Annotated in this window: 21 protein-coding genes and 2 pseudogenes; 14 read left to right on the top strand and 9 right to left on the bottom strand. The window is 73.3% G+C overall.

Annotated features, from left to right (window positions below; all coding sequences use genetic code 11):
- Nucleotides 1-59 precede the first annotated feature (59 nt).
- A complete protein-coding gene (locus HT134_RS09165; protein WP_175599706.1) occupies nucleotides 60-1457 on the top strand; it encodes a cytochrome b in 1398 nt (465 codons plus the stop codon).
- A gap of 117 nt (nucleotides 1458-1574) precedes the next feature.
- On the opposite strand, the gene HT134_RS09170 is transcribed toward HT134_RS09165, so the two are convergent.
- Entirely contained in the window at nucleotides 1575-2960 is a 1386-nt protein-coding gene (locus HT134_RS09170; protein ID WP_175599707.1) for a glycine--tRNA ligase, read from the bottom strand.
- 92 nt (nucleotides 2961-3052) lie between these two features.
- Nucleotides 3053-3340 (bottom strand): antibiotic biosynthesis monooxygenase family protein, encoded by a 288-nt coding sequence (locus HT134_RS09175; RefSeq protein ID WP_175589137.1) that lies wholly within the window; start codon nucleotides 3338-3340, stop codon nucleotides 3053-3055.
- A 59-nt stretch (nucleotides 3341-3399) separates the two neighbouring features.
- Between HT134_RS09175 and HT134_RS09180 the strand changes: the two genes are divergently transcribed.
- Nucleotides 3400-3756 carry a DUF6703 family protein gene (locus tag HT134_RS09180; protein ID WP_175599708.1) on the top strand — a complete coding sequence of 119 codons (357 nt, stop codon included), beginning with the start codon at nucleotides 3400-3402 and terminating at the stop codon, nucleotides 3754-3756.
- Between the two features lie 7 nt (nucleotides 3757-3763).
- Here the strand turns inward: HT134_RS09180 and HT134_RS45365 are convergent.
- Nucleotides 3764-3967 (bottom strand): annotated as a pseudogene (locus HT134_RS45365) (aldehyde dehydrogenase family protein); the annotation flags it as partial.
- Between the two features lie 114 nt (nucleotides 3968-4081).
- Here HT134_RS45365 and HT134_RS09190 point away from each other — a divergent pair.
- From HT134_RS09190 to HT134_RS09210, 5 genes and pseudogenes are all read left to right on the top strand, one after another.
- Nucleotides 4082-4225: pseudogene (locus HT134_RS09190) on the top strand (formate dehydrogenase accessory sulfurtransferase FdhD); the annotation flags it as partial.
- 393 nt (nucleotides 4226-4618) lie between these two features.
- Nucleotides 4619-5533, top strand: coding sequence for a metal ABC transporter substrate-binding protein (locus HT134_RS09195; protein ID WP_246363596.1), 915 nt, complete (start codon nucleotides 4619-4621; stop codon nucleotides 5531-5533).
- Nucleotides 5534-5535: 2 nt separating this feature from the next.
- Nucleotides 5536-6378 (top strand): metal ABC transporter ATP-binding protein, encoded by an 843-nt coding sequence (locus tag HT134_RS09200; protein ID WP_217707252.1) that lies wholly within the window; start codon nucleotides 5536-5538, stop codon nucleotides 6376-6378.
- Nucleotides 6375-7241 (top strand): metal ABC transporter permease, encoded by an 867-nt coding sequence (locus tag HT134_RS09205; protein WP_175599709.1) that lies wholly within the window; start codon nucleotides 6375-6377, stop codon nucleotides 7239-7241. Before HT134_RS09200 ends, HT134_RS09205 begins: the two co-directional genes overlap by 4 nt.
- Nucleotides 7238-7627: a Fur family transcriptional regulator gene (locus HT134_RS09210; protein WP_175599710.1), complete on the top strand. Its 390-nt coding sequence runs from the start codon at nucleotides 7238-7240 to the stop codon at nucleotides 7625-7627. The genes HT134_RS09205 and HT134_RS09210 overlap by 4 nt, the downstream gene beginning before the upstream one ends.
- Here HT134_RS09210 and HT134_RS09215 read toward each other — a convergent pair.
- Entirely contained in the window at nucleotides 7567-8484 is a 918-nt protein-coding gene (locus tag HT134_RS09215; RefSeq protein ID WP_312888044.1) for a DMT family transporter, read from the bottom strand. The genes HT134_RS09210 and HT134_RS09215 overlap by 61 nt on opposite strands.
- 72 nt (nucleotides 8485-8556) lie before the next feature.
- Between HT134_RS09215 and HT134_RS09220 the strand changes: the two genes are divergently transcribed.
- Nucleotides 8557-9105, top strand: a complete 549-nt coding sequence (locus HT134_RS09220) for a CGNR zinc finger domain-containing protein (RefSeq protein ID WP_175599712.1) — start codon at nucleotides 8557-8559, stop codon at nucleotides 9103-9105.
- Nucleotides 9106-9136: 31 nt separating this feature from the next.
- Here the strand turns inward: HT134_RS09220 and tsaA are convergent, their stop codons facing one another.
- From tsaA to recO, 3 genes are read right to left on the bottom strand one after another with little or no spacing between them, the layout of a single operon-like run.
- A complete protein-coding gene (gene tsaA / locus HT134_RS09225; RefSeq protein ID WP_175599713.1) occupies nucleotides 9137-9547 on the bottom strand; it encodes a tRNA (N6-threonylcarbamoyladenosine(37)-N6)-methyltransferase TrmO in 411 nt (136 codons plus the stop codon).
- Between the two features lie 42 nt (nucleotides 9548-9589).
- A complete protein-coding gene (locus tag HT134_RS09230) occupies nucleotides 9590-10363 on the bottom strand; it encodes an isoprenyl transferase (protein ID WP_312888045.1) in 774 nt (257 codons plus the stop codon).
- On the bottom strand, nucleotides 10360-11094 hold the full coding sequence (gene recO / locus HT134_RS09235; protein WP_175599715.1) for a DNA repair protein RecO: 735 nt from the start codon (nucleotides 11092-11094) through the stop codon (nucleotides 10360-10362). The genes HT134_RS09230 and recO overlap by 4 nt, the downstream gene beginning before the upstream one ends.
- 143 nt (nucleotides 11095-11237) lie before the next feature.
- Between recO and HT134_RS46795 the strand changes: the two genes are divergently transcribed.
- The 3 genes from HT134_RS46795 (at nucleotide 11238) to HT134_RS46805 (ending at nucleotide 15059) form a co-directional block, all read left to right on the top strand.
- Nucleotides 11238-12746 (top strand): CDP-alcohol phosphatidyltransferase family protein, encoded by a 1509-nt coding sequence (locus HT134_RS46795; RefSeq protein ID WP_175599716.1) that lies wholly within the window; start codon nucleotides 11238-11240, stop codon nucleotides 12744-12746.
- Nucleotides 12743-13462: a DUF5941 domain-containing protein gene (locus HT134_RS46800; RefSeq protein WP_175599717.1), complete on the top strand. Its 720-nt coding sequence runs from the start codon at nucleotides 12743-12745 to the stop codon at nucleotides 13460-13462. Before HT134_RS46795 ends, HT134_RS46800 begins: the two co-directional genes overlap by 4 nt.
- 193 nt (nucleotides 13463-13655) lie before the next feature.
- Complete coding sequence (locus HT134_RS46805) at nucleotides 13656-15059, top strand: glycoside hydrolase family 16 protein (RefSeq protein ID WP_175599718.1); 1404 nt, start codon at nucleotides 13656-13658, stop codon at nucleotides 15057-15059.
- An 87-nt stretch (nucleotides 15060-15146) separates the two neighbouring features.
- Here HT134_RS46805 and HT134_RS47580 read toward each other — a convergent pair whose 3' ends face one another.
- The gene (locus HT134_RS47580) at nucleotides 15147-17501 is read right to left on the bottom strand and encodes a GH1 family beta-glucosidase (protein WP_217707253.1); all 2355 of its coding nucleotides are present in this window, start codon (nucleotides 17499-17501) and stop codon (nucleotides 15147-15149) included.
- Between the two features lie 144 nt (nucleotides 17502-17645).
- Between HT134_RS47580 and HT134_RS09260 the strand changes: the two genes are divergently transcribed.
- The 3 genes from HT134_RS09260 (at nucleotide 17646) to rocD (ending at nucleotide 20346) form a co-directional block, all read left to right on the top strand.
- A complete protein-coding gene (locus HT134_RS09260; RefSeq protein WP_175599719.1) occupies nucleotides 17646-18155 on the top strand; it encodes an Lrp/AsnC family transcriptional regulator in 510 nt (169 codons plus the stop codon).
- Between the two features lie 183 nt (nucleotides 18156-18338).
- Nucleotides 18339-19136: a dimethylargininase gene (gene ddaH, locus HT134_RS09265; RefSeq protein ID WP_175599720.1), complete on the top strand. Its 798-nt coding sequence runs from the start codon at nucleotides 18339-18341 to the stop codon at nucleotides 19134-19136.
- A gap of 1 nt (nucleotide 19137) precedes the next feature.
- The gene (rocD, locus tag HT134_RS09270; RefSeq protein WP_175599721.1) at nucleotides 19138-20346 is read left to right on the top strand and encodes an ornithine--oxo-acid transaminase; all 1209 of its coding nucleotides are present in this window, start codon (nucleotides 19138-19140) and stop codon (nucleotides 20344-20346) included.
- Nucleotides 20347-20469: 123 nt separating this feature from the next.
- Here rocD and HT134_RS09275 read toward each other — a convergent pair whose 3' ends face one another.
- Nucleotides 20470-21186, bottom strand: coding sequence for a class I SAM-dependent methyltransferase (locus HT134_RS09275; RefSeq protein WP_175599722.1), 717 nt, complete (start codon nucleotides 21184-21186; stop codon nucleotides 20470-20472).
- Nucleotides 21187-21197 lie beyond the last annotated feature (11 nt).

Here is a 21197-nt window from a genome sequence, read left to right on the forward strand (position 1 = left end):
ATTCTTCGGAAAGTCGGGAAGCGGGAAGAATCACGGCATCCCCCTGCCAGGAGGCGCCCATGGCCGTCCTTCGCCCGGGCGCCGCCCGCGCCGCGCGGGCCGTCGCGCTCTGGCTGGACGAGCGGCTGGGGTCGGCCCGGTGGCTGCGGCCCGCCCTGCGCAAGCTCTTCCCGGGGCACTGGTCGTTCCTGCTCGGGGAGCTGGCGCTGTACGCGTTCGCGCTGCTCGTGCTGACCGGGGCGTTCCTGACGCTGTTCTACGAGCCGTCGGCCGGGGGCGCCCACCCGTCGGTGCGGGGGCTCAGCCTGGAGGTCCGCGGCGGGCTGCTGGTGCGCGGGCTGCACCACTGGTCGGCGACCGTGTTCGTGCTGGCGATCGTGGCGCACCTGTGCCGGGTGTTCTTCACCGGCGCCTTCCGCCGGCCGCGGGAGCCGGCCTGGATCCTCGGGGTGGTCATCTTCGGGCTGGTGCTGGCGGAGTCGTTCCTCGGGGTGTCGCTGCCGGCCGACCGGCTCGGGTTCACGGGGCTGCGGGAGGCGCAGGGGCTGCTGCTGTCGGTGCCGGTCGCCGGGGTGTACGTGTCGCGGCTGCTCTTCGGCGGCGACTTCCCGGGGGAGGCGGTGCCGCGGCTGTTCACGGCGCACGTGCTGCTGGTGCCGGGGGTGCTGCTGGCCGCCGTACCGCTGCACGCGCTCGTGCTGACGTGGCGGCAGGGGCACACCGAGCGGCGCGGGGCGGGCGTTCCGGCCGCCGGGTCGCGGGTGAGCGGCGGGCCGTTCTTCCCGTCCTTCGTGGCCCGGAGCGCGGGGACGGCTCTGGCCGCGGCGGCGATGATCGCGCTGATGGCGACGCTCTTCCCGGTCGGCGCCGGCTGGGCGGGCCACCACGGGCCCTACCATCCGGGGGCGCCGCCGCCGTCGGCGCAGCCGTTCTGGTACGCCGGGGTGCTGGAGGGGGCGCTGCGGCTGGCGCCGCCGTGGGAGGTCACGCTGGGCTCGTACACGCTGCCGGTCGGGCTGTGGCTCCCGCCGCTGGCGCTCGCGGTGTTCTTCGTGGCGCTGCTGGTGTACCCGTTCGCGGAGCGCCGGGTGACGGGCGAGCGGGGCGAGCACCATCTGCTGGACCGGCCCGCCCGGGCGCCGGGGCGCACGGCGCTGGGCGTGGCGGTGCTCGTCCTCTTCGCGGTGCTGTGGGCGGGGACGTGGGTGTCGGTGATCCCGCCGGACCCGTGGTCGCCGCAGCCGACGCTGGTGACGACGGAGGAGATCTACCGGGGCATCGTGTACGGGCTGCGGGCGGCGGTGTTCGTGCTGCCGGCGGCGGCCTACGCCCTCACCCGGGCCTGGTGCCACCGCCGCGCCCGCCGCCGTCCTGAGAGCCCCGCACCCACCCGAGTCCCCGAGGGCCCTGGTCCGGCCCGCGGCCCTGAGGACCCCGCTCCCGGCCCGCGGTCCTGAGGACCCGCTCCCAGCCCGTAGCCCCGAGAACCCCGGCCCGCGTCTCTGAGCAGGCGGAGACGGCCGCGGCCGGGGGCTCGCTGGGAGCCGCCCGGCCGCGTCGTGAGAAGCCGCGCCTCAGTCGTTGAGGTGGGTGCGCAGGTAGGTCTGGACCTGGTCGAGGCTGATGCGCTCCTGGGCCATCGTGTCGCGCTCGCGGATCGTCACCGCGTGGTCCTCGAGGGTGTCGAAGTCGACGGTGACGCAGAACGGCGTGCCGATCTCGTCCTGGCGGCGGTAGCGGCGGCCGATGGCGCCCGCGTCGTCGAACTCGACGTTCCACCGGCGGCGCAGCTGCGCGGCCAGGTCGCGCGCCTTGGGCGACAGGTCGGCGTTGCGCGACAGCGGCAGCACCGCGACCTTGACCGGGGCGAGCCGGTGGTCGAGGCGCATGACCGTGCGCTTCTCCATGACGCCCTTGGCGTTGGGCGCCTCGTCCTCGGTGTAGGCGTCGAGCAGGAAGGTGAGCGTCGCCCGGTCGACGCCGGCGGCCGGCTCGATCACGTAGGGGACGTAGCGCTCACCGGTGTCCTGCTCGAAGAAGCTGAGGTCGACGCCGGACGCCTTGGAGTGGGCGGTCAGGTCGAAGTCGGTGCGGTTGGCGATGCCCTCCAGCTCGCCCCACTCCGAGCCGGCGAAGTTGAAGCGGTACTCCACGTCGACGGTGCGCTTGGAGTAGTGGGACAGCTTCTCCTTGGGGTGCTCGTAGAGCCGGAGGTTGTCCTTGTTGATGCCCAGGTCGGAGTACCAGCGGAAGCGCTCGTCGATCCAGTACTGGTGCCACTCCTCGTCGGTGCCGGGCTTGACGAAGAACTCCATCTCCATCTGCTCGAACTCGCGGGTGCGGAAGATGAAGTTGCCCGGGGTGATCTCGTTGCGGAACGACTTGCCGATCTGGCCGATGCCGAACGGGATCTTGCGGCGGGCCGACTGCTGGACGTTGAGGTAGTTGATGAAGATGCCCTGCGCGGTCTCGGGCCGCAGGTAGGCCAGGCCGGACTCGTCCTCGACCGGGCCGAGGTAGGTCTTGAGCAGGCCGCTGAACTGCCGGGGGTCGGTGAAGGCGCCCTTGTTGCCGCAGTTGGGGCAGGTGACGTCGGCCAGGCCGTGCTCCGGGGCGCGGCCGTTCTTCTCCTCGTACGCCTCGACGAGGTGGTCGGCGCGGAAGCGCTTGTGGCACGACTGGCACTCGGTGAGCGGGTCGGTGAACGTCTCGACGTGGCCGCTGGCCTGCCAGACCTCGCGGGCCAGGATGACGCAGGAGTCGAGGCCCACCACGTCCTCGCGCGCCTGCACCATGGACTGCCACCACTGGCGCTTGACGTTGTTCTTCAGCTCCACGCCCAGGGGACCGTAGTCCCACGACGCACGCAGACCGCCGTAGATCTCGCTCGACGGGTAGACGAGCCCGCGGCGCTTGGCGAGGCTGACGATGGTGTCCATGACGTCTGTTCGGCGTGCCATGTGGTTGGGTCTCTTTCCGGCTGGAGGTCGGCGAGGGGTTGGATGAGCTCCCAGCTTAGGGGACGTGGCGGGCCCCTCGCGCGGGAGTATGGTTACGCCCGCTCTTGTGTGTAGACGTCCTCGAACGCGCTGGGCTCGTGGACCATGAGGATCATCAGGGGATACATCGCCATCCGGGCGGCCGAGAGGGCCCGGCGGTAGAAGCCCGCGCCCTCCCATTCGCTGACCAGGGCCCACAGGTTGGGCTCGTCGACGGATCGGGCGAGCCTGCCGCGCAGGTAACCGGGCTGGGTGGCGAGGGTGTCGAGGATGGCGTGGCCCTGCTTGACGAAGTCCTGGGACTGGGACTCGGGAACGGTGTAGCGCATGACGGCGAGCACGTGACCAGATTAGAGGCGCTTGGACCCGCCGGAGGCGCGGACTGCCGTAGGCTCTGGCTGTGGCCCCGAACAGCAAGCGCCCGCTTCCCCAGGGGGAGCAGTTCTTCACGCCGGGCGCGACCGGTCTGCGCAAGGCCGTCGAGCGGCGCAGCGCCGTGCCGATGACGTACCTGTTCACGCAGGTCCCCCGCTGGGTGGCGCCCGCGGCGCTGGTGGTCCTGCTGCTGGCCGGGTTCGCGGTGGCCGGCCCGCTGGGCGGCGTGGCCGTGCTGCCGGTGATCCTCTTCGTGAGCTGGCTGGCGTACCTGTCGTGGCCGTCGCTGGGGGCCGGCGGCAAGCTGCTACGGGTCGCCGTGCTGACCTTCCTGGTGCTCTTGGTGGCGACCCGCTTCGGCGCCTTCCCGGACGGCCTGTGACGGCGTCCTGGGGCAGCAGCGCGTAGTGCGGGAAGTTGCCCGGCAGGCGTTCGCCGTCGGCGCCGGCGGTGGCGGAGCGCACCAGCAGCTCGCCGCCGACGATCGCGCCGCGCCACGACGCCCCGAGCCCGCCGAACAGCTCCTCCCGGTCGCCGCGCGAGCGCGGCCGGTTGTGCCCGACCTTGAAGGCCCGTACCTCCGGCGCCAGGCGGTGGAAGCTGGTGACCGGCGCCCCGGTGACCGACTCCATGGTGACCGGCTCCCCAGTGACCGACGCCGTGCCGCAGGCCGGGCGCGACGGGCTCGTCCTGCTCAGGCGGATCGGCTCGAGCTGGCCGCCGAGGAGGGGCTGACGCTCGTCGGGTTCCTTCGCGGCGCCTCGATGAACGTCTACACGGGCGAACACCGCCTCACACCCCCCCTGATCCGCGCTCAACGACCTCCCGCCCCCACGACCTCCGTGACGTGATGCCCCAACACGTCGCCCCGGGCACCGGCGACGGCTCTGCCGGCGCGTCCACCGGGGCGATGACGGGATGCCCGGGTACGGACCCACTACCTGCGGCGGGCCGCCCGCGGCCCACCGGACGGCGCCCCTTGCCCCCGGACGCCGTCCGGCATCCCCGCGCTTACGGCCTCACTCCGACGCCGCTCCCTCACCTGCCCATGGCCGCACCCCGTGCGGCGGCTCGGTCGCTCACTCCCGCCGCCTTCCCTCGTCGCTCTGGTCACTACGCTCCCGACGCTCCTCAGTCCAGGCGACGGCGCTCCCTCGCAAGCCGGGAGATTTTGACAACCATTTTCATTTTGCCGCATACTGGCTCACATGATGTCAGGATTGTCCCGCTCGTACGCTGTCGGTTTGCTGGCCGGAGCCGCCCTCCTCACCTCCACCGCGTGCGGAGCCGGTTCGGCGGAGACCGGAGGCGGCGCGGGCGGCGGCAAACCTGCCGTGGTCGCGGCCTTCTACCCCCTCCAGTGGCTCAGCGAGCAGGTCGGCGGCCCCGACGCCGCCGTGAGCGTGCTGACCGCCCCCGGCGTCGAGCCGCACGACCTGGAGCTCGGCGCCCACCAGATGGCGGAGCTGGGCGACGCGAGCCTGATCGTCTACATCAAGGGCGTGCAGCCCGCCGTGGACGAAGCCGTCGATGCGGACAAGGCCTTCGACGCGGCCACCGCCGTCAAGACCCTCCCCGCCGGCCACGAGGAGGCCGGTCACGACGAGGCCGGTCACGAGGGCGAGGCGGAGGAGCACGACCACGAGGTCTCCTACGACCCCCACCTCTGGCTCGACCCGGCCCGCCTGGCCACGGTCGCCACCAGGCTCGGCGAGCGGCTGGCCGCCGCCGACCCGGCGCACGCGCAGGGCTACAAGGACCGCGCCGCCACGACCGCGGCCTCCCTCGGCGCGCTCGACAAGGAGTTCACGCAGGGCCTGGCCAGCTGCCGCTCCCGGACCCTGGTGACGGCCCACGAGGCGTTCGGCTACCTGGCCGACCGCTACCGGCTCAAGCAGGTCGGCATCACCCTCGACCCCGACGCCGAGCCCTCCCCCGCCCGCCTGGCCGAGGTCGCCCGGCTGGCGAAGACGGAGAAGGTGACGACCGTCTTCACCGAGTCGCTGGTCAACCCGAAGGTCGCGCAGGTGCTGGCCTCCGAGGTGGGGGCGCGGACGGCGGTGCTCGACCCGCTGGAGAGCAAGCCGTCCGGCGACTACCTGTCCGCGATGCGGGCCAACCTCACCACCCTGCGCACGGCCCTGGGATGCGGAGCATGACCATGAGCGAGACCGCCACCGAGACGGGAGTGAAGAGCGCGGGCGAGAGCGCCTTCGCGATGACCGGCGGGAAGGTCACCCTGGACCGGCGGCCCATCCTGCGGGGCGTGGACCTCACGGTCCGTCCCGGCGAGGTGGTCGCGGTCATGGGCACCAACGGCTCCGGCAAGTCCACGCTGGTGCGGGCGCTGCTCGGCCTGATCCCGCTGTCCGGCGGCCAGACCCTCCTGTACGGCCGCCCGCCCGCCCGCTTCCGCGACTGGTGGCGCATCGGCTACGTCCCCCAGCGGCTCCAGGTCGGCGGCGGCGTGCCCGCCACGGTCCGCGAGGTGGTCGCCTCCGGGCGGATCGCGCGGCAGCGCCGGCTGCGCCGGACGAGCGCGGCGGACCGGACGGCGGTCGCGGAGGCACTGGAGGCCGTGGGCCTGACCGCGCGGGCCGGCGACCCCGTGCAGCACCTGTCGGGCGGCCAGCAGCAGCGGGTGCTCATCGCCCGCGCGCTGGCCGGCGAGCCCGACACGTACGTCATGGACGAGCCCACGGCCGGCGTCGACGCCGAGACGCAGCGCCTGCTGGCCGACACGCTCGCCACGCTGGTGCTGCGCGGACGCACGATCGTGCTGGTCGCCCACGAGCTGGGCCCGCTGGAGCCGCTGATCACCCGGGGCGTCGTGGTGCGCGACGGCCTGATCACCCACGACGGGGCGCCGCCCCGGCCGGAGGGCGAGTGCGCCCGCCCGGGACACGAGCACGTCCATCCGCACGCGCCGGACGAGCCCGGCGCGGCGGAGATCCTCGGGCGCGGCGCGGGCGCCGGGCCGCTGAACTGGCAGGGAGAGGCATGATCGAGCTGCTGCGGACGCAGTTCTTCCAGCTCGCGCTGGTCGCGGCGCTGCTGGTGGGCCTGTGCGCGCCCGCCGTCGGCACGTTCATCGTGCAACGGCGGCTCGCGCTGCTCGGCGACGGCATCGGGCACGTCGCGCTGACCGGCGTGGCGCTCGGGTTCCTCACGAACACCGCGCCGGTGCTGACGGCCGTCGTGGTGTCCGTCGCGGGCGCCGTCGCCATCGAGCTGGTCCGGGCACGCGGCCGGACGAGCGGCGACGTGGCCCTGGCCCTGCTGTTCTACGGCGGCATCGCCGGCGGCGTCATGCTCATGGGCATCGCGCCGGGCGGCAGCAACGCCAAGCTGAACTCCTACCTGTTCGGCGCCATCGCCAGCGTCACCACCCAGGACATCTGGGTCATCGGCGCGCTGGCGGTCGCGGTCATCGCGGTCGTGGTGATCTTCGGCAGGGAGCTGTTCGTCCTGTGCCAGGACGAGGAGATGGCCCGGGCCAGCGGCCTGCCGGTGCGCTTCCTCAGCCTGGTGATCGCGATCACGGCGGCGCTGACCGTCGTCATCGCCATGCGCGTGGTCGGGCTGCTGCTCGTCAGCGCGCTCATGGTGATCCCGGTGGCCACGAGCCAGCAGCTCACGAGGGGCTTCCGGGCGACGATGGCGCTGGCCATGACGATCGGCGTGGTCGTCGCCGTGGGCGGCCTGCTGGCCTCCACGCTGTCGTCGCGGGTGCCGCCGGGCGCCGCGATCGTCCTTCTCGCGCTCGGCGGCTTCGTGCTGGCCCTCGGTGTCGGTAGATTCGTACGCCGAGGCCGTGTCCGGGAGCCGGGCGTGCACGAGCCCACGCCTGTCAGGGAGGCTGCATGAGCACGAGACGCGATGCCGTGCACGACACTCTTCGCCGAAGCGAGGGGTTCCGCAGCGCGCAGGACGTCTACACCGAGATGCGCCAGCACGGCGCCAAGATCGGCCTGACCACCGTCTACCGCGCCCTCCAGGCGCTGGCCGACGGCGGTCAGGTCGACGTGCTGCGCACCGACGACGGCGAGTCCGTCTACCGCGCGTGCGCGAGCGGCGACCATCACCACCACCTGGTCTGCCGCCGCTGCGGTCACACCGTCGAGGTGGCGGGCCCGGCCGTGGAGCGCTGGGCCGAGGCGGTCGGCGGCGAGCACGGCTTCACCGAGATCACTCACACGGTCGAGGTCTTCGGCACCTGCGCGTCCTGCTCGGCCGCCGTGCGGGCCGGCTGAGCCCCGCGCGAGCCGTACAGGACGCCGAGGACGATCACCCCGCAGCCGGCGAGCTGGAGCGGCGACGGGCGCTCGCCGAGCATCAGCGCCGACAGCGCCACGGTGGTCAGGGGCTGCACGAGCAGCAGCAGCGCGGTGAGCGCGGCCGGCTGCCTCGGCAGCGTGTACGTGATGAGCGACCAGCCGATCACCTGCGGCCCGAGCGCGAGCAGCAGCAGCCACCCGTGCGCCGGCCAGGCCGGGACGAGGTCGGCCCCGCCGAAGAGCGGGCTCAGCGCCGCGATGGCGAGCGCGGCCACGGCTGTGGCGTGCGCGAGAGGCCCGGCGGCCCGCTGGGAGCCGCCCTTCATCAGCAGCAGGAACCCGGCGTACGAGATCGAGGTGGCGGTGCCGGCGAGCGCGCCGAGCAGCGGGTCGGAGCCGTAGGCGGCGCTGTCGAACAGGCCCGAGATGAGCGCGACCCCGGCGAACACCACCGGGGTGGCGACCATGAGCCGGCCCGACGGCCGCTCGCGGAAGATCGCCCAGGCGGCGAACGCCACGATGAAGACCTGGAGGTTGCCCAGCACGGTGGCCAGGCCCGCGCCCACGTAGGCGATGGTGTGGTGCCAGAACAGCAGGTCGAGGGCGAACAGCAGGCCCGCCGCCCACGCGACGGCGGTCGCCCGGCGCCCCAGCGGGCCGAGCCGGCGGCGTTCGCGCCAGGCCAGGACCGCCATGGGCGGCACGGCGTACGCGCACCGGAAGAACGCCGAGGTGGCGGGTGAGACGTCGGCCAGCCTGACGAGGGGGGCGGAGGTCGAGATGATCAGCGCTCCGGCGATCGCGACGAGCACGATGCGGCGGTGTCCGCTCACGTATGACCCCCGAACGCGCAGACTAGAGATACGCTGCGTCCACGCTAGAATGGGCGCCAGACAGGAGTCAACATGCCGTTTGGCCATGACATGGTCCACTCGCTGGCCACGGTCGTCGAGCTGGTCAACACCTCGCCCTCGACCGGCGGCGATGACCGGCTGGCCGACCTCGCCACGCTCCGGGCGTTCGTCGAGGCGCGGCAGGTCAGCGGCATCACCACGCTCACCCCGCGCGACCTCGGCCAGGTGCGGCTGGTGCGGGAGGCGTTCCACCGGGTCTTCACCGCGCCCGACCAGCCGTCAGCCGTGCGCCAGCTCAACGCGCTGCTCTCCGAGACGCGGATCACGCCGCGGCTGACCGAGCACGACGGCCACCCGCTGCACGTCCACTACTTCGCGCCCGACGCGACGCTGTCGGAGCACCTGGCCGCCGACTGCGGGGTGGCGCTGGCCCACCTGCTCGTCGAGGGCGAGTGGGAGCGGCTGCGCACCTGCTCGGCGCCCGACTGCGACCGGGTGTTCGTCGACGAGTCGCGCAACCGCTCGCGCGTCTACTGCGACAGCCGCACCTGCGGCAACCGCATGCACGTCGCCGCCTACCGCGCCCGCCGCCGCGCCTGAGCTGGGCTCACGGCCTCACTCCGTTCGGCGGCTAGCGTTCGGTGTCGCGGTCGAGCACCGGCTTGACGTCCACGATAGGCGTGCCGTCCAGCGCCTCCAGGTCGCGCACCCGCATCCGCGCCCCCTCGACCGCGACGACGCCCACCCGGTGCAGCCCCACGGGGTTGGGCCGGTCCGGCGAGCGGGTGCTGAAGACGCCCTGCCGGGGCCTGCTCGCGTCACCGCGCGGATGGACGGACAGGACGTCGCGGCTGGCCCGGTCCAGCCAGGTCAGCACGATCACCTCGTCGCCCTCCCGCAGGTCGCGCAGCCCTTCGAGCACCCGCTCCTCGAACACCAGCCACGCCTCCGGCGCGCCCTCGTCACCCTGCCTGGGCGCCTGGCCCCGGTCGATGAGAGGCGACTCGACCCGGCCGATCGGCTCTATCGTGTACGACTCCATGGCGCAGCATCCTGCCGTACCCGCGCCCTGCCTTCCAGGGGCTCAGACCTGGTTGGGGAGGGCGCCGCCGTAGCGCCGGTCGCGCTTGGCGAAGATCTCGCACGCCTCCCACAGGTCACGGCGGTCGAAGTCGGGCCAGAGCCGGTCGAGGAACACCATCTCGGCGTAGGCCGACTGCCACAGCAGGAAGTTGGAGAAGCGCTGCTCCCCCGACGAGCGCACGAACAGGTCGACCGCCGGGATCTCCGGCTCGTCGAGGTAGCGCGCGAAGACCTTCTCGTCCACCTTCGACGGCTTGACCCGGCCGGCCGCGATGTCGCCGGCCAGCTTGACCGCGGCCTGCACGATCTCGGCCTGCCCGCCGTAGTTGACGCAGAACTGCAGCGTCAGCTTCCGGTTGTGCTCGGTCATCTCCTCGGCCGCCTGGAGCTCGGAGATGACGCTCTTCCACAGCCGCCCGGGCCGGCCCGCCCAGCGCACCCGCACGCCCATCGCGTGCAGCTCGTCGCGGCGCCGGCGGATGACGTCGCGGTTGAAGCCCATGAGGAAGCGCACCTCGTCGGGCGAGCGCTTCCAGTTCTCCGTGGAGAAGGCGTACGCGCTGAGGTACGGGATGCCCAGCTCCAGCGCGCCCTCGATGACGTCGAACAGCGACGCCTCGCCCGCCTTGTGGCCCTCGGTGCGGGGCAGCCCGCGGGCCTTGGCCCAGCGCCCGTTGCCGTCCATGACGATGGCCACGTGCCGCGGCACGAACTCGCGGGGGATCGGCGGCGGCGTGGCACCGGACGGGTGGGGGGACGGCGGTCGGACGTTCACACTGGCTCCCTTTCGACGTGTCGCAGAGAGCGTATTCCGTGTTCGAGGTGCCATTGGAGATACGCGGCGACCAGGCCGCTGCACTCGCCCCGATGGCGCTGCTCCGAGGCGTCGGCCGTCGCCCAGTCGCCGCGCAGCAGCGCCGTCATGAGCCCGATCGTCTCGATCGCCGGCACGGCCGCGCCCGCGGGCCGGCAGGCGCCGCACACCACGCCGCCGGAGACGATGGCGAACGCCCTGATCGCGGGCGCCCGGCACTTGGCGCACGCGTCCAGGGCGGGCGCGTAGCCCGCCACCGCCAGGGAGCGCAGGAAGTAGGCGTCGAGGACCAGGCGGGGCTCGTGGAGGCCGTCGGCCAGCGTGCGCAGCCCGCCCACCAGCAGCAGGAAGTGCCGCAGGGCCGGTTCCTTCTCGCCGTGGGTCAGCCGGTCGGCGGTCTCCAGCATCGCCGTGCCCGCGGTGTAGCGCGGGTAGTCGGACGCCAGCGCCTCGCCGTACGGCCGGATCGTCTCGGCCTGCGTGACGACGTCGAGCGTGCGGCCCGTGTGGAGCTGCAGGTCGACGTGCGTGAACGGCTCCAGCCGGGCGCCGAAGCGCGAGGTGGTGCGGCGCACGCCCTTGGCGACGGCGCGCACCTTGCCCGTGCGCTTGGCCAGGATGGTGACGATGCGGTCGGCCTCGCCGAGCTTCTGCGTGCGCAGAACCACGCCTTCGTCACGGTAGAGACTCACTCGCCCATCTTATGGCCGCACGGTCTTTCTGTTACGGGACCGCGTCGGTGACGCGACGCTGCGCGACTCTCATTAGACTCAGACGCCTGTCCCCGCAATACCTTTAGTAGTTCATCCCCCCGCAACCGCCTCGAAAGGGAGTCATGACCCGCGTGGTCCTGCTGGGCTCTTCGCCCGGCCCCGACACCGCTCCTACCGGCCTGAGGCTCGCGGCGCTGCCCGGCGGCCCGACCGTGGCAGAGCGACTGCGCAGCCAGATCCTGTCCCTGGATCCGCGGCCGGCGACCATCGAGTCCGACGACGTGGCCGCCGCCCTGCGCGCGCTGGCCGACGTCGCGGAGTCCGCGACCGAGAGCCTGCTCATCCTGCCCGCCAACTCGGTGATCCACGACGAGCTCATCTACCAGATCACCAAGACCAAGCGCGGCGCGCTGGCCCTCATCGCCAAGGAGCCCCGGCCGGAGGCGGCCGACGAGGCGCAGGAGGACATCGTCCCGATCGACGAGGCGGAGCCCGAGATCAGCCTCCGGCGTTTCGAGGGGCTGCCCGTGCGCGCCCGCGCCGGCAAGTCCCGCATCGTCTCCGTCGGCACCGCCCACCACGCCGTGACCCGGCCCAACATGGTGGCGCTCGGCCCCCTGCACGTGAGCACCCGCAACGCGGCCGTCCTGGCCGAGGCCTGCCGCGAGATGGCCGGCATGGCCCACCTGTTCGGCGAGGACGACGACCTCGTCCAGCTGCTGATCTTCGGCCTGGTGCGCAAGGGCGTGTCGGTCGGCGTCCGCGGCCGGCGCGACCTGTTCTTCCGCCGCGTCTCCACGCAGCAGGAGGCCGACGAGGCCGTCGCCGAGATGTCCGGCTACGACGAGGACCGGGCCCGGCTCAACAACGCGGTCAAGGGCGCCGACGGCTTCTTCACCACCTACTTCGTCTCCACCTACTCCCGTTTCATCGCCCGCTGGGCGGCCCGGCGCGGGCTGACGCCCAACCAGGTCACGCTCATCTCGATCACGCTGGGCGTGCTCGCGGCGGCCTGCTTCGCCACCGGCGACCGGCCGTGGATGGTGCTCGGCGGCGCGCTCATCTACTTCGCGTTCGTCTTCGACTGCGTCGACGGTCAGGTCGCCCGCTACGCCCGCAAGTTCGGCGTGCTCGGCGCGTGGCTCGACGCGACGTTCGACCGCTTCAAGGAGTACGTCGTCTTCGCCGGCCTGGCGATCGGCTGGGTCGTGTCGGGCAACGGCGACGAGATCTGGATCCTCGCGCTGGCCGCCATCGGCCTGCAGTCGGTGCGCCACCTGCTCGACTTCTCCTACGGCGTCGCCAACCGGCGCAAGCCGCCGGCCCAGCTGCCCACGCTGCCGCTGACCGCGCCCGACGACCGCGCTCTGCGCAAGGCTCTGGAGCGCCGCCGGGTCGAGCGCAGCCAGGGCATCCGGGGCGTGCTGAAGATGTGGTCCAAGGCCGGGCGGTACCGCGCCGTCCACTGGGCGCGTAAGATGATCGTCTTCCCCATCGGCGAGCGGTTCGCGGCCATCGCGATCACCGCCGCCCTCTTCGACGCCCGCATCACCTTCCTCACGCTGGTGATCTGGGGCACCGTCGCCGCCGTCTACACCCTCACCGGACGCCTCATGAGGTCGCTCGCATGATCACCTACCCGCAGGCCGCCGCCACCCCCACGCCGGACCCCGACGAGGAGCGCCGCCGCGTCCAGACCGCCCGCCTGCTCGCCTACCGCGACGACGGGCCCCTCGTCCACGCGCTGTCCGGCCGCCTCGGCAGGGGCCTGCCCCCGGTGCCCGCCACGCTGCTGGCACTCGTCGCGGTCGCCGTCATCACCGCGATCGGCCTGCCGTCGTCCGGGCCGATGCTGCTGCTGCCCGTGCTCGTCGTCCTCGTGCTCGTGCTGCCGACCGCGCCGCGCGACCACCTGGGCCGGCTCGACTGGCTCACCCCGCCGCTGCTGCGCGGCACCGAGTTCCTGACCATCATCGCGGTGGGCCTGGCGGCCGACGCGCCCAAGTGGCTGCTGTTCGTGCTCGTGTACGTGGTGGGCTACCACACCTACGACACCGTCTACCGCACGCGGCAGAGCATCTGGCCGCCCGCCTGGGTGTTCCACGCGGGGCTCGGCTGGGAGCTGCGGCTGCTCCTCATCGGCGCGGGCGCGGCGCTCGGCTGGCTGACGCTGGTGCTGGCCCTGCTGACGGCCTACCTGTTCGTGCTGTTCGCGGTGGAGAGCGTGACGAGCTGGGTGCGCCTGGACAAGCAGTCCGCGCAGGCCGGCGCCGAGGCCGAGCAGGACCTGGAGGCCTCCCCCGAGGACGCCCTGGAAGCGGCCACCGGCGAGGCCGACAAGGGCTGACCTCCGGCAGTACTCCGTCCGGCGAGCCGGGGCGCGTGCGTGAGCACCGCCCCGGCTCGCCGGCGTTTCGGGCCACCTTCTGGAGAGCGCTCTCCGACTGTTTGACACCCCCGTCATGGCGTGTTTCCCTCTCTGTAAGAGAGCGCTCTCTGAAGACCGCCACGCTCCGCCCCCGCATCCCCCAGGAGCAGCCATGACAACGCGCCTCCTCCCCGGCCGCCACCGACGTCGCCTCGCCGCCCTCGCCGCGGCCCTGGTCACGCTCGCCGGCCTGCTCGTCCACGCGGCGGCCGGCGCCTCGGCCGCCGTCCCGCCCACCCCGTCCGGCTGGTCGCTCGTCTGGTCGGACGACTTCACCGGCCCCTCCGGCTCGGCGCCGTCCGCCGAGTGGATCGTCGGCACCGGCCACGCCTACCCCGGCGGCCCCGCCGGCTGGGGCACCGGCGAGATCCAGAACTACACCGGCAACCCCGCCAACCTCAGCCTCGACGGCTCCGGCAACCTGCGCATCACCCCGCAGCGCGCCTCGTCCGGCGAGTGGACCTCGGCCCGGATCGAGACCCGGCGGGCCGACTTCAAGCCCGCCGACGGTCGCGTGCTGCGCATCGAGGGCCGCATCCAGATGCCGAACGTCACCGGTGACGCCGCCCTCGGCTACTGGCCGGCGTTCTGGGCGCTCGGCGCGCCGTACCGGGGCGACTACTGGAACTGGCCGGGCATCGGCGAGTTCGACATCATGGAGAACGTCAACGGCCTCAACGCCGTCTGGGGCGTCCTGCACTGCGGCGTCAACCCCGGCGGTCCCTGCCAGGAGACGAACGGGCTCGGCGCCAGCCGGGCCTGCCCCGGCTCCACCTGCCAGTCGGCCTTCCACACCTACCGCTTCGAGTGGGACCGCTCCGTCAGCCCCAACCAGCTCCGCTGGTACGTGGACGGCCAGCAGTTCCACAGCGTGAGCCAGGCCCAGCTCGACGCCGGCACCTGGACCGCGATGACCGGCCACGCCGGCTACTTCCTGCTGCTCAACGTGGCCATGGGCGGCGCCTTCCCCAACGGCGTGGCCGGGTTCGGCACGCCCACCGCGGCCACCGTGCCCGGCAGGCCCATGCTGGTGGACTACGTGGCCGTGTGGCAGAGCGGCGGGGCCGGCCCCACGCCGACGCCCACCGTCACGCCCGGCGGGGTGGACGCCCGCTCCACCATCCAGGCCGAGAGCTTCCAGGCCCAGTCGGGCACCATGGTCGAGGGCACGACCGACACCGGCGGCGGGCAGAACGTCGGCGGCGTGTCGGGCGGCGACTGGCTGCGCTTCGACGGGGTCGACTTCGGCTCCGAGGCGGCCCGGCAGGTCAAGGTGCGCGTGGCGTCGGGGGCGGCGGCCGGGGTGAGCGGCCTCGTCCAGGTGCGCCTGGACAGCCTGGGCGCGGCACCGGTGGGCGACCTCGCGGTGGCCTCGACCGGCGGCTGGCAGAGCTGGCGCACCGTGCCGGCCAACATCGCTCCGGTGACGGGCCGGCACACGGTCTACCTGACGTTCAGCAGCGGCCAGCCGGCCGACTTCGTCAACGTCAACTGGTTCACCTTCTCCACCTCCTGACCGGCCGCCCGGCCGGCCGCGCCGCCCGGCCGGGCCGGCGTCGGCCCGGACCGGCCCGCCTCCTCCGCCGGCGCGTCCCGGCCGCCGTCAGGCCGAGTCGCGGACCACCAGGCGGGCCGGCAGCACCACGGGGCCCGCGTGCCGGCCGTCCAGGCGGGACAGCATCAGCCGGGCCAGCGCGAGGGCCTGGTCCTCGACCGGCACGCGGACCGTGGTCAGGGCCGGCGTCGTGCAGGAGGCCGCGTCGATGTCGCCGAACCCGGCGACCGCGAGGTCCTCCGGCACCCGCCGCCCCAGGTCGCGGGCCGCGCGCAGCGCGCCGATCGCCAGGTCGTCGGACGTGGTGAAGAGGGCGTCCAGCTCCGGATGGTCCGACAGGAGCCGCCGGGCCGCCGCCGCGCCCGACTCGCGGTCCAGCCCGGACAGCGCGAGCAGCGGCCGCAGCCCCGCCTCCCGCAGGGCGTCGCGGTGCCCGGCGAGCCGGTCCTGCACGGCGACGAGGTCCGTCGGCCCGCAGAGCATGCCGATGCGGCGGCGGCCCCGGCCGAGCAGGTGGGCGGTGGCCGCCGCCGCGCCGCCGGCGTTGTCCACGTCCACGTGCGGCACGAGCGAGGCCACGGCCGGCCGGCCGAGCAGCACGACGGGCACGCCGGTGCGGGCCAGCCGCTCGGCCAGCGGGCCGTGGTCGTCGGGCGGCAGCAGCACGACCCCGTCGGCCTGGCGCGCCTCCACGTGCTGGACGACGCGCCGCCGGCTGTCGGCCGTGTCGGCCAGCATGAGCGTGATCTGCTTGCCGGCCCCTTCCAGCATGCTGGTGACGTACCGGACGATGGCCGCGATCAGCGCGTCGCCGCCGTGGCGGGGCTCGGACAGCACCAGCGCCACCGTGTCGGTCCTGCGGGTGACCAGGCTGCGCGCGGCGGCGTTGGGCACGTACCCGAGCTCGCGGACCGCGCGCAGCACCGCCTCGCGCGCCTCCGCGCTGACCGACGCCTCGCCGTTGACCACCCGCGAGACCGTGGCCCGTGAGACGCCGGCGCGGGCGGCGACGGTCTCCAGCGTGGGCCGCCGCGTCCGGCCGTCGGGCAGGCCGTTGCGGGCGATGACGTCGCGGTACCACAGGGCGCTGTCCTTCAGCCGCCGCCGCTGGGTCTCCAGGTCCACGTGGACCAGGCCGAACTTGCGCCGGTAGCCGTCGGCCCACTCGACGCAGTCGAGCAGCGACCACACGAGGTAGCCGCGGACCTTGGCCCCCTCCTCCAGGGAGACCCGCAGCGCGCGCAGGTGCTCCTCGATGAAGCTCGTCCGCTCGACGTCGTGGATGCCGTCGGCCGTCAGCACGTCGACGAAGTCCGCCCCGTTCTCGGTGATCATCATCTCGGTCTCGGGGTACTCCCGCGACAGGCGGCGCAGCAGCAGGGTCAGCCCGCCGGGGACGATGGGCCAGCCCATGGCGGTCACGGCGGTGGGCACGCTGCAGAACAGGACGTCCTCGCTGCCGGGGAAGGCCGGGTCGGCCGCCGCGCCCGGCCGGGCCTGCACCACGGTCGGGGTGTAGTAGTTGACGCCCAGCAGGTCGATCGGCCGGCCGATGAGGTCGAGGTCGCCGTCGCGGACGTGCCCGAGCCCGGACGTCCGCTCGACGAGCTCCAGCAGGTCGGCGGGGTAGCGCCCGCGCAGCACGGGCTCCAGGAACTGCCGGTTGTGCAGCGCGTCGATGCGCGCCACCGCCGCCGCGTCCTCCTCCGACGGCCGCGACCGCATGTCGCCGAGCTGGCCGGGGGTGAGCACGGGCGAGAGGTTGAGCACGATGCCGGCCCGGCCGGCGCCCGCCGAGCGCAGCGCCTCCAGGCCGAGCCCGTGGGCGAGCAGCATGTGGTGCGCGGCGGTGAACGCCTCGGCCGCCGAGCGCCGGCCGGGCGCGTGGACGCCGGAGCCGTACCCGAGGAAGGCGGCCACCCACGGCTCGTTGATCGTGAACCAGGTGCCGACGCGGTCGCCGAGGCGGTCGTGGACGGCCCGGGCGTAGTCGGCGAAGCGGTGGGCGGTGTCGCGGGAGGTCCAGCCGCCCTCCTCCTCCAGGGCCTGGGGCAGGTCCCAGTGGTAGAGGGTGGCGTAGGGGGCGATGCCGGCGGCCAGCAGCTCGTCCACCAGCCGGTCGTAGAAGTCCAGCCCGGGGCCGTTGAGGCGGCCCCGGCCCGCGGGCATGACGCGCGGCCAGCTCACCGAGAACCGGTAGGCGGCCATGCCGAGGTCCTTCATCAGCCGGACGTCGTCGGCGTGGCGCCGGTAGTGGTCGCACGCAGGGTCGCCGTTGCGTCCGCCGGGGAAGACGTCCCAGATCGACGGGCCGCGCCCGTCCTCGGTGGTCGCCCCCTCGATCTGGTAGGCGGACGTGGACACTCCCCACACGAACCCTTCGGGGAAGCGCGTTGTGCTCATCTCTCGACAACCCTCCGGCGGCGTACGCGGACGCGGCAGGTGGCGTCGCGCGGCGCCTAGTCTGCCGCATGTCCGTCATGTCGCGCGGCGCGCCGACGCCCGGCCGCGTCGCGCCGCGGCGGGGCGAGGCGGTATACAGGGCCCGTGGAACTGGACCGGCTGGATCGCGCCATCATCGCCGCCCTCGTCGAGGACGCCCGGCAGACCTACGCGGAGATCGGGCACCACGTCGGGCTGAGCGCGTCCGCCGTCAAGCGCCGCGTCGACCGGCTGCGCGAGACCGGCGTCATCACCGGCTTCAGCGCCCGGGTCGCGCCGCGCGCGCTCGGCTGGACCACCGAGGCGTACGTCGAGCTGTTCTGCCAGGGCAAGACCAAGCCGTCCGACATCGCGCTCGCGGTCGCGAAGTTCCCCGAGGTGGTGGCGGCGGCCACGATCACCGGCGAGGCCGACGCGCTGGTGCACATCCGCGCCACGGACGTGCGCCACGTGGAGCGGGTCATCGAGCGGATCGCGGCCGAGGCGTTCGTGGTGCGCACCAAGAGCTCGATCGTGCTGTCGCGCCTGGTGGACGAGCCTCCGGGGGCCTCCCTGGACGAGGTCGCGGGGGCCGGGCAGGTGCGGGAGACGCCGCCCGAGGCCGCCCTGCGCTAGCCCCGCGACGCGGCCGTCCGAGGGCCGCGCAACGGATCGCACGCCGACCCCCGATACTCGCAACAGACCCGCGCGAACACGCCATTCGCATTGCTTGGCCTGCATAAACATACATTCCTAGGCTGTGCTCGTCCCCCGCGCCCGGGGCTCACACACCCTTGTACGACCTCTACGGAGACCTGCATGCCCAAGCACTTCCTCATGTGCCGCCCCGAGCACTTCGCGGTTGAGTACGCCATCAACCCGTGGATGCATCCGGAGGCGGGCGCCGACCGCGACGTCGCGATCCGGCAGTGGGAGGGACTCAAGTCCACGTACGAGAGCCTCGGGCACCAGGTCAGCCTCATCGACCCCGTCGAGGGCCTGCCCGACATGGTGTTCGCGGCCAACGGCGCCCTCGTCGTGGACGGCCGGGCGTACGGCGCCCGCTTCGCCTTCCCGCAGCGCGGCCCGGAGGGCCCGGCATACCTGCGCTGGTTCGCCGAGCGCGGGTACCCTGTGCTGGAGCCCGAGCACGTCAACGAGGGTGAGGGCGACTTCCTGACCCTGGACGAGGTCGTGCTGGCCGGCACCGGGTTCCGCACGAACGTCGCCGCCCACCTGGAGGCCCAGGAGTTCGTGGGCCGCCCGGTGGTGTCGCTCACGCTGGTGGACCCCCGCTTCTACCACCTCGACACGGCGCTGTTCCCGCTCGACGGCCACAACGTCTGCTACTACCCCGACGCCTTCTCCGAGGGCAGCCGGCGGGTGCTGGCCCGGATGTTCCCGGACGCGGTGCTCGCGAGCGCGGCCGACGCGGAGGTGCTCGGGCTCAACGCCGTCAGCGACGGCACCCACGTGGTCATCAACTACGAGGCCGCGGACCTGCAGCTCGAGCTGAAGCGGCGGGGCTACGAGCCGATCCCCGTCGACCTGTCCGAGCTGCGCAAGGCGGGCGGCGGCCCGAAGTGCTGCACACTGGAGATCAGGGGGGACAACTAGGATGGCGACCAGCTCAGAGCTGATCGGTGTGATCGAGCGCCGGAGCGCGCACAACTACCACCCGCTGCCCGTGGTGATCAGCGAAGCTCAGGGCGCGTGGGTGACCGACGTCGACGGCAGGCGTTTCCTCGACTGCCTGTCCGGCTACTCCTCGCTGAACTTCGGCCACGGCAACGAGAAGATCGTCGAGGCGGCGCAGCGGCAGCTCGCCCGGCTCACGCTGACCAGCCGCGCGTTCTACCACGACCAGTTCGCCGAGTTCTGCGCCGGTCTCGGCGACCTCACCGGCAAGGACATGATCCTGCCGATGAACACCGGCGCCGAGGCCGTCGAGACCGCGATCAAGGTGGCCCGCAAGTGGGGTTACGAGGTCAAGGGCGTCGAGCCGGAGCAGGCCACCATCATCGTGATGGAGGACAACTTCCACGGCCGCACCACCACGATCGTCAGCTTCTCCACCGACCCCGACGCGCGCGACGGCTTCGGCCCGTACACGCCGGGCTTCAAGATCGTCAAGTACGGCTCGGTCGAGGCCGTGCGCGAGGCGATCGACGCCAACACGGTCGCGGTGCTGGTCGAGCCGATCCAGGGCGAGGCCGGGGTGCTGGTGCCGCCGGACGGCTACCTGACGCAGCTGCGCGAGCTGTGCACGGCCGAGAACATCCTCATGATCGCCGACGAGATCCAGTCGGGTCTCGGGCGCACCGGCCGGACCTTCGCCTGCGACCACGAGGGCGTCGTCCCGGACATGTACGTGCTGGGCAAGGCGCTCGGCGGCGGCGTGGTGCCGGTGTCGGCCGTCGCCGCGAACGCGGACGTGCTCGGCGTGATCAAGCCGGGGCAGCACGGCTCGACGTTCGGCGGCAACCCGCTGGCCTGCGCCGTGGGCAACGCCGTGATCGAGATCCTGCGCACCGGCGAGTTCCAGGAGCGCGCCGCCCGCCTCGGCGAGGTGCTGCACGCGCGGCTGCGCGAGCTGATCGGCGACGGCGTGGTCACCGTGCGCGGGCGCGGCCTGTGGGCGGGCGTCGACATCGACCCGTCGCTGGCGACCGGTCGTCAGGTGTCGGAGGCGCTCATGGCGCGCGGCGTGCTGGCCAAGGACACCCACGGCTCCACGATCCGGCTGGCTCCGCCGATCGTGATCTCGGAGGAGGACCTCCTGTGGGCGGTCGACCAGCTCGCCGACGCGATCGCCTCGTTCCGCTGAGCTGACGGGCGCCGTGCGGCCCGCGCCGCCGTACGGCACCCGTACCGGACCGGACGTGCGGCCCCGCCGCGAACCCTCGCCTGTGGCGGGGCCGCACGTCCGCCGCGCTGTGTGGACGCCGGGCTATCCCGCCCGGCGCCAGGCCTGCATGCCGTCGGGGGCGTCGTCCGGGACGAACCCGGCGGCCTCCAGCTCCGCCCGCAGCCGGGCCGTCGAGGGCCGGTGGGTCTCCCCCAGCACCTCGTCCTCGCTGATGAGCACCCCGTCCTGGGTGACCTGGTAGAGGTGGCGGTAGCGCGAGGTCTCGCCGGAGACCTCCAGCACCTGGCCCCGCACCTGGTAGGTGTGCCGGCCCACCCGGTAGGAGCCCATGAGCTCCATCTCCCCGGGCCCGGGCAGGGCCCGCTCGCGGTGGTTGAACAGCAGCAGCCCGCCGGGTTCGAGCTGACGGGCCAGCACGGGCCAGAGCCGCTCGCGCTCCGCCCGGCCGAAGCCGTACAGGACCGAGATCATCACGATGGCCTCGGCGGGCTCGTCGAGGTCCACGTCGTGCGCCCCGCACGCCAGGACGGTCACGCGCTCCCGCAGGGCCGGGTCCTCGGCCAGGCGGGAGAGCAGGACCGAGCGCATGGCGAGCGCCGGCTCCACCGCGAAGATCTCCCCGGGGGTCGCCTGCGCGATGACCCGGGTGATCAGGCCGGTGCCCGCGCCGATCTCCAGCACGCTCCCCCGGACGCCCTTGAGCAACGGCGGCAGCAGTTCGCGGATCTCGGGCACGTGCCCGTCCTCGTGCCAGAGATCGTAGAAGGGCACGGCGACGGAATACTGGTCGTTACTCACGGCGCCGAACG

This window comes from Nonomuraea rhodomycinica, from assembly GCF_013363995.1.
GTDB classification, from domain to species: Bacteria; Actinomycetota; Actinomycetes; order Streptosporangiales; family Streptosporangiaceae; genus Nonomuraea; species Nonomuraea rhodomycinica.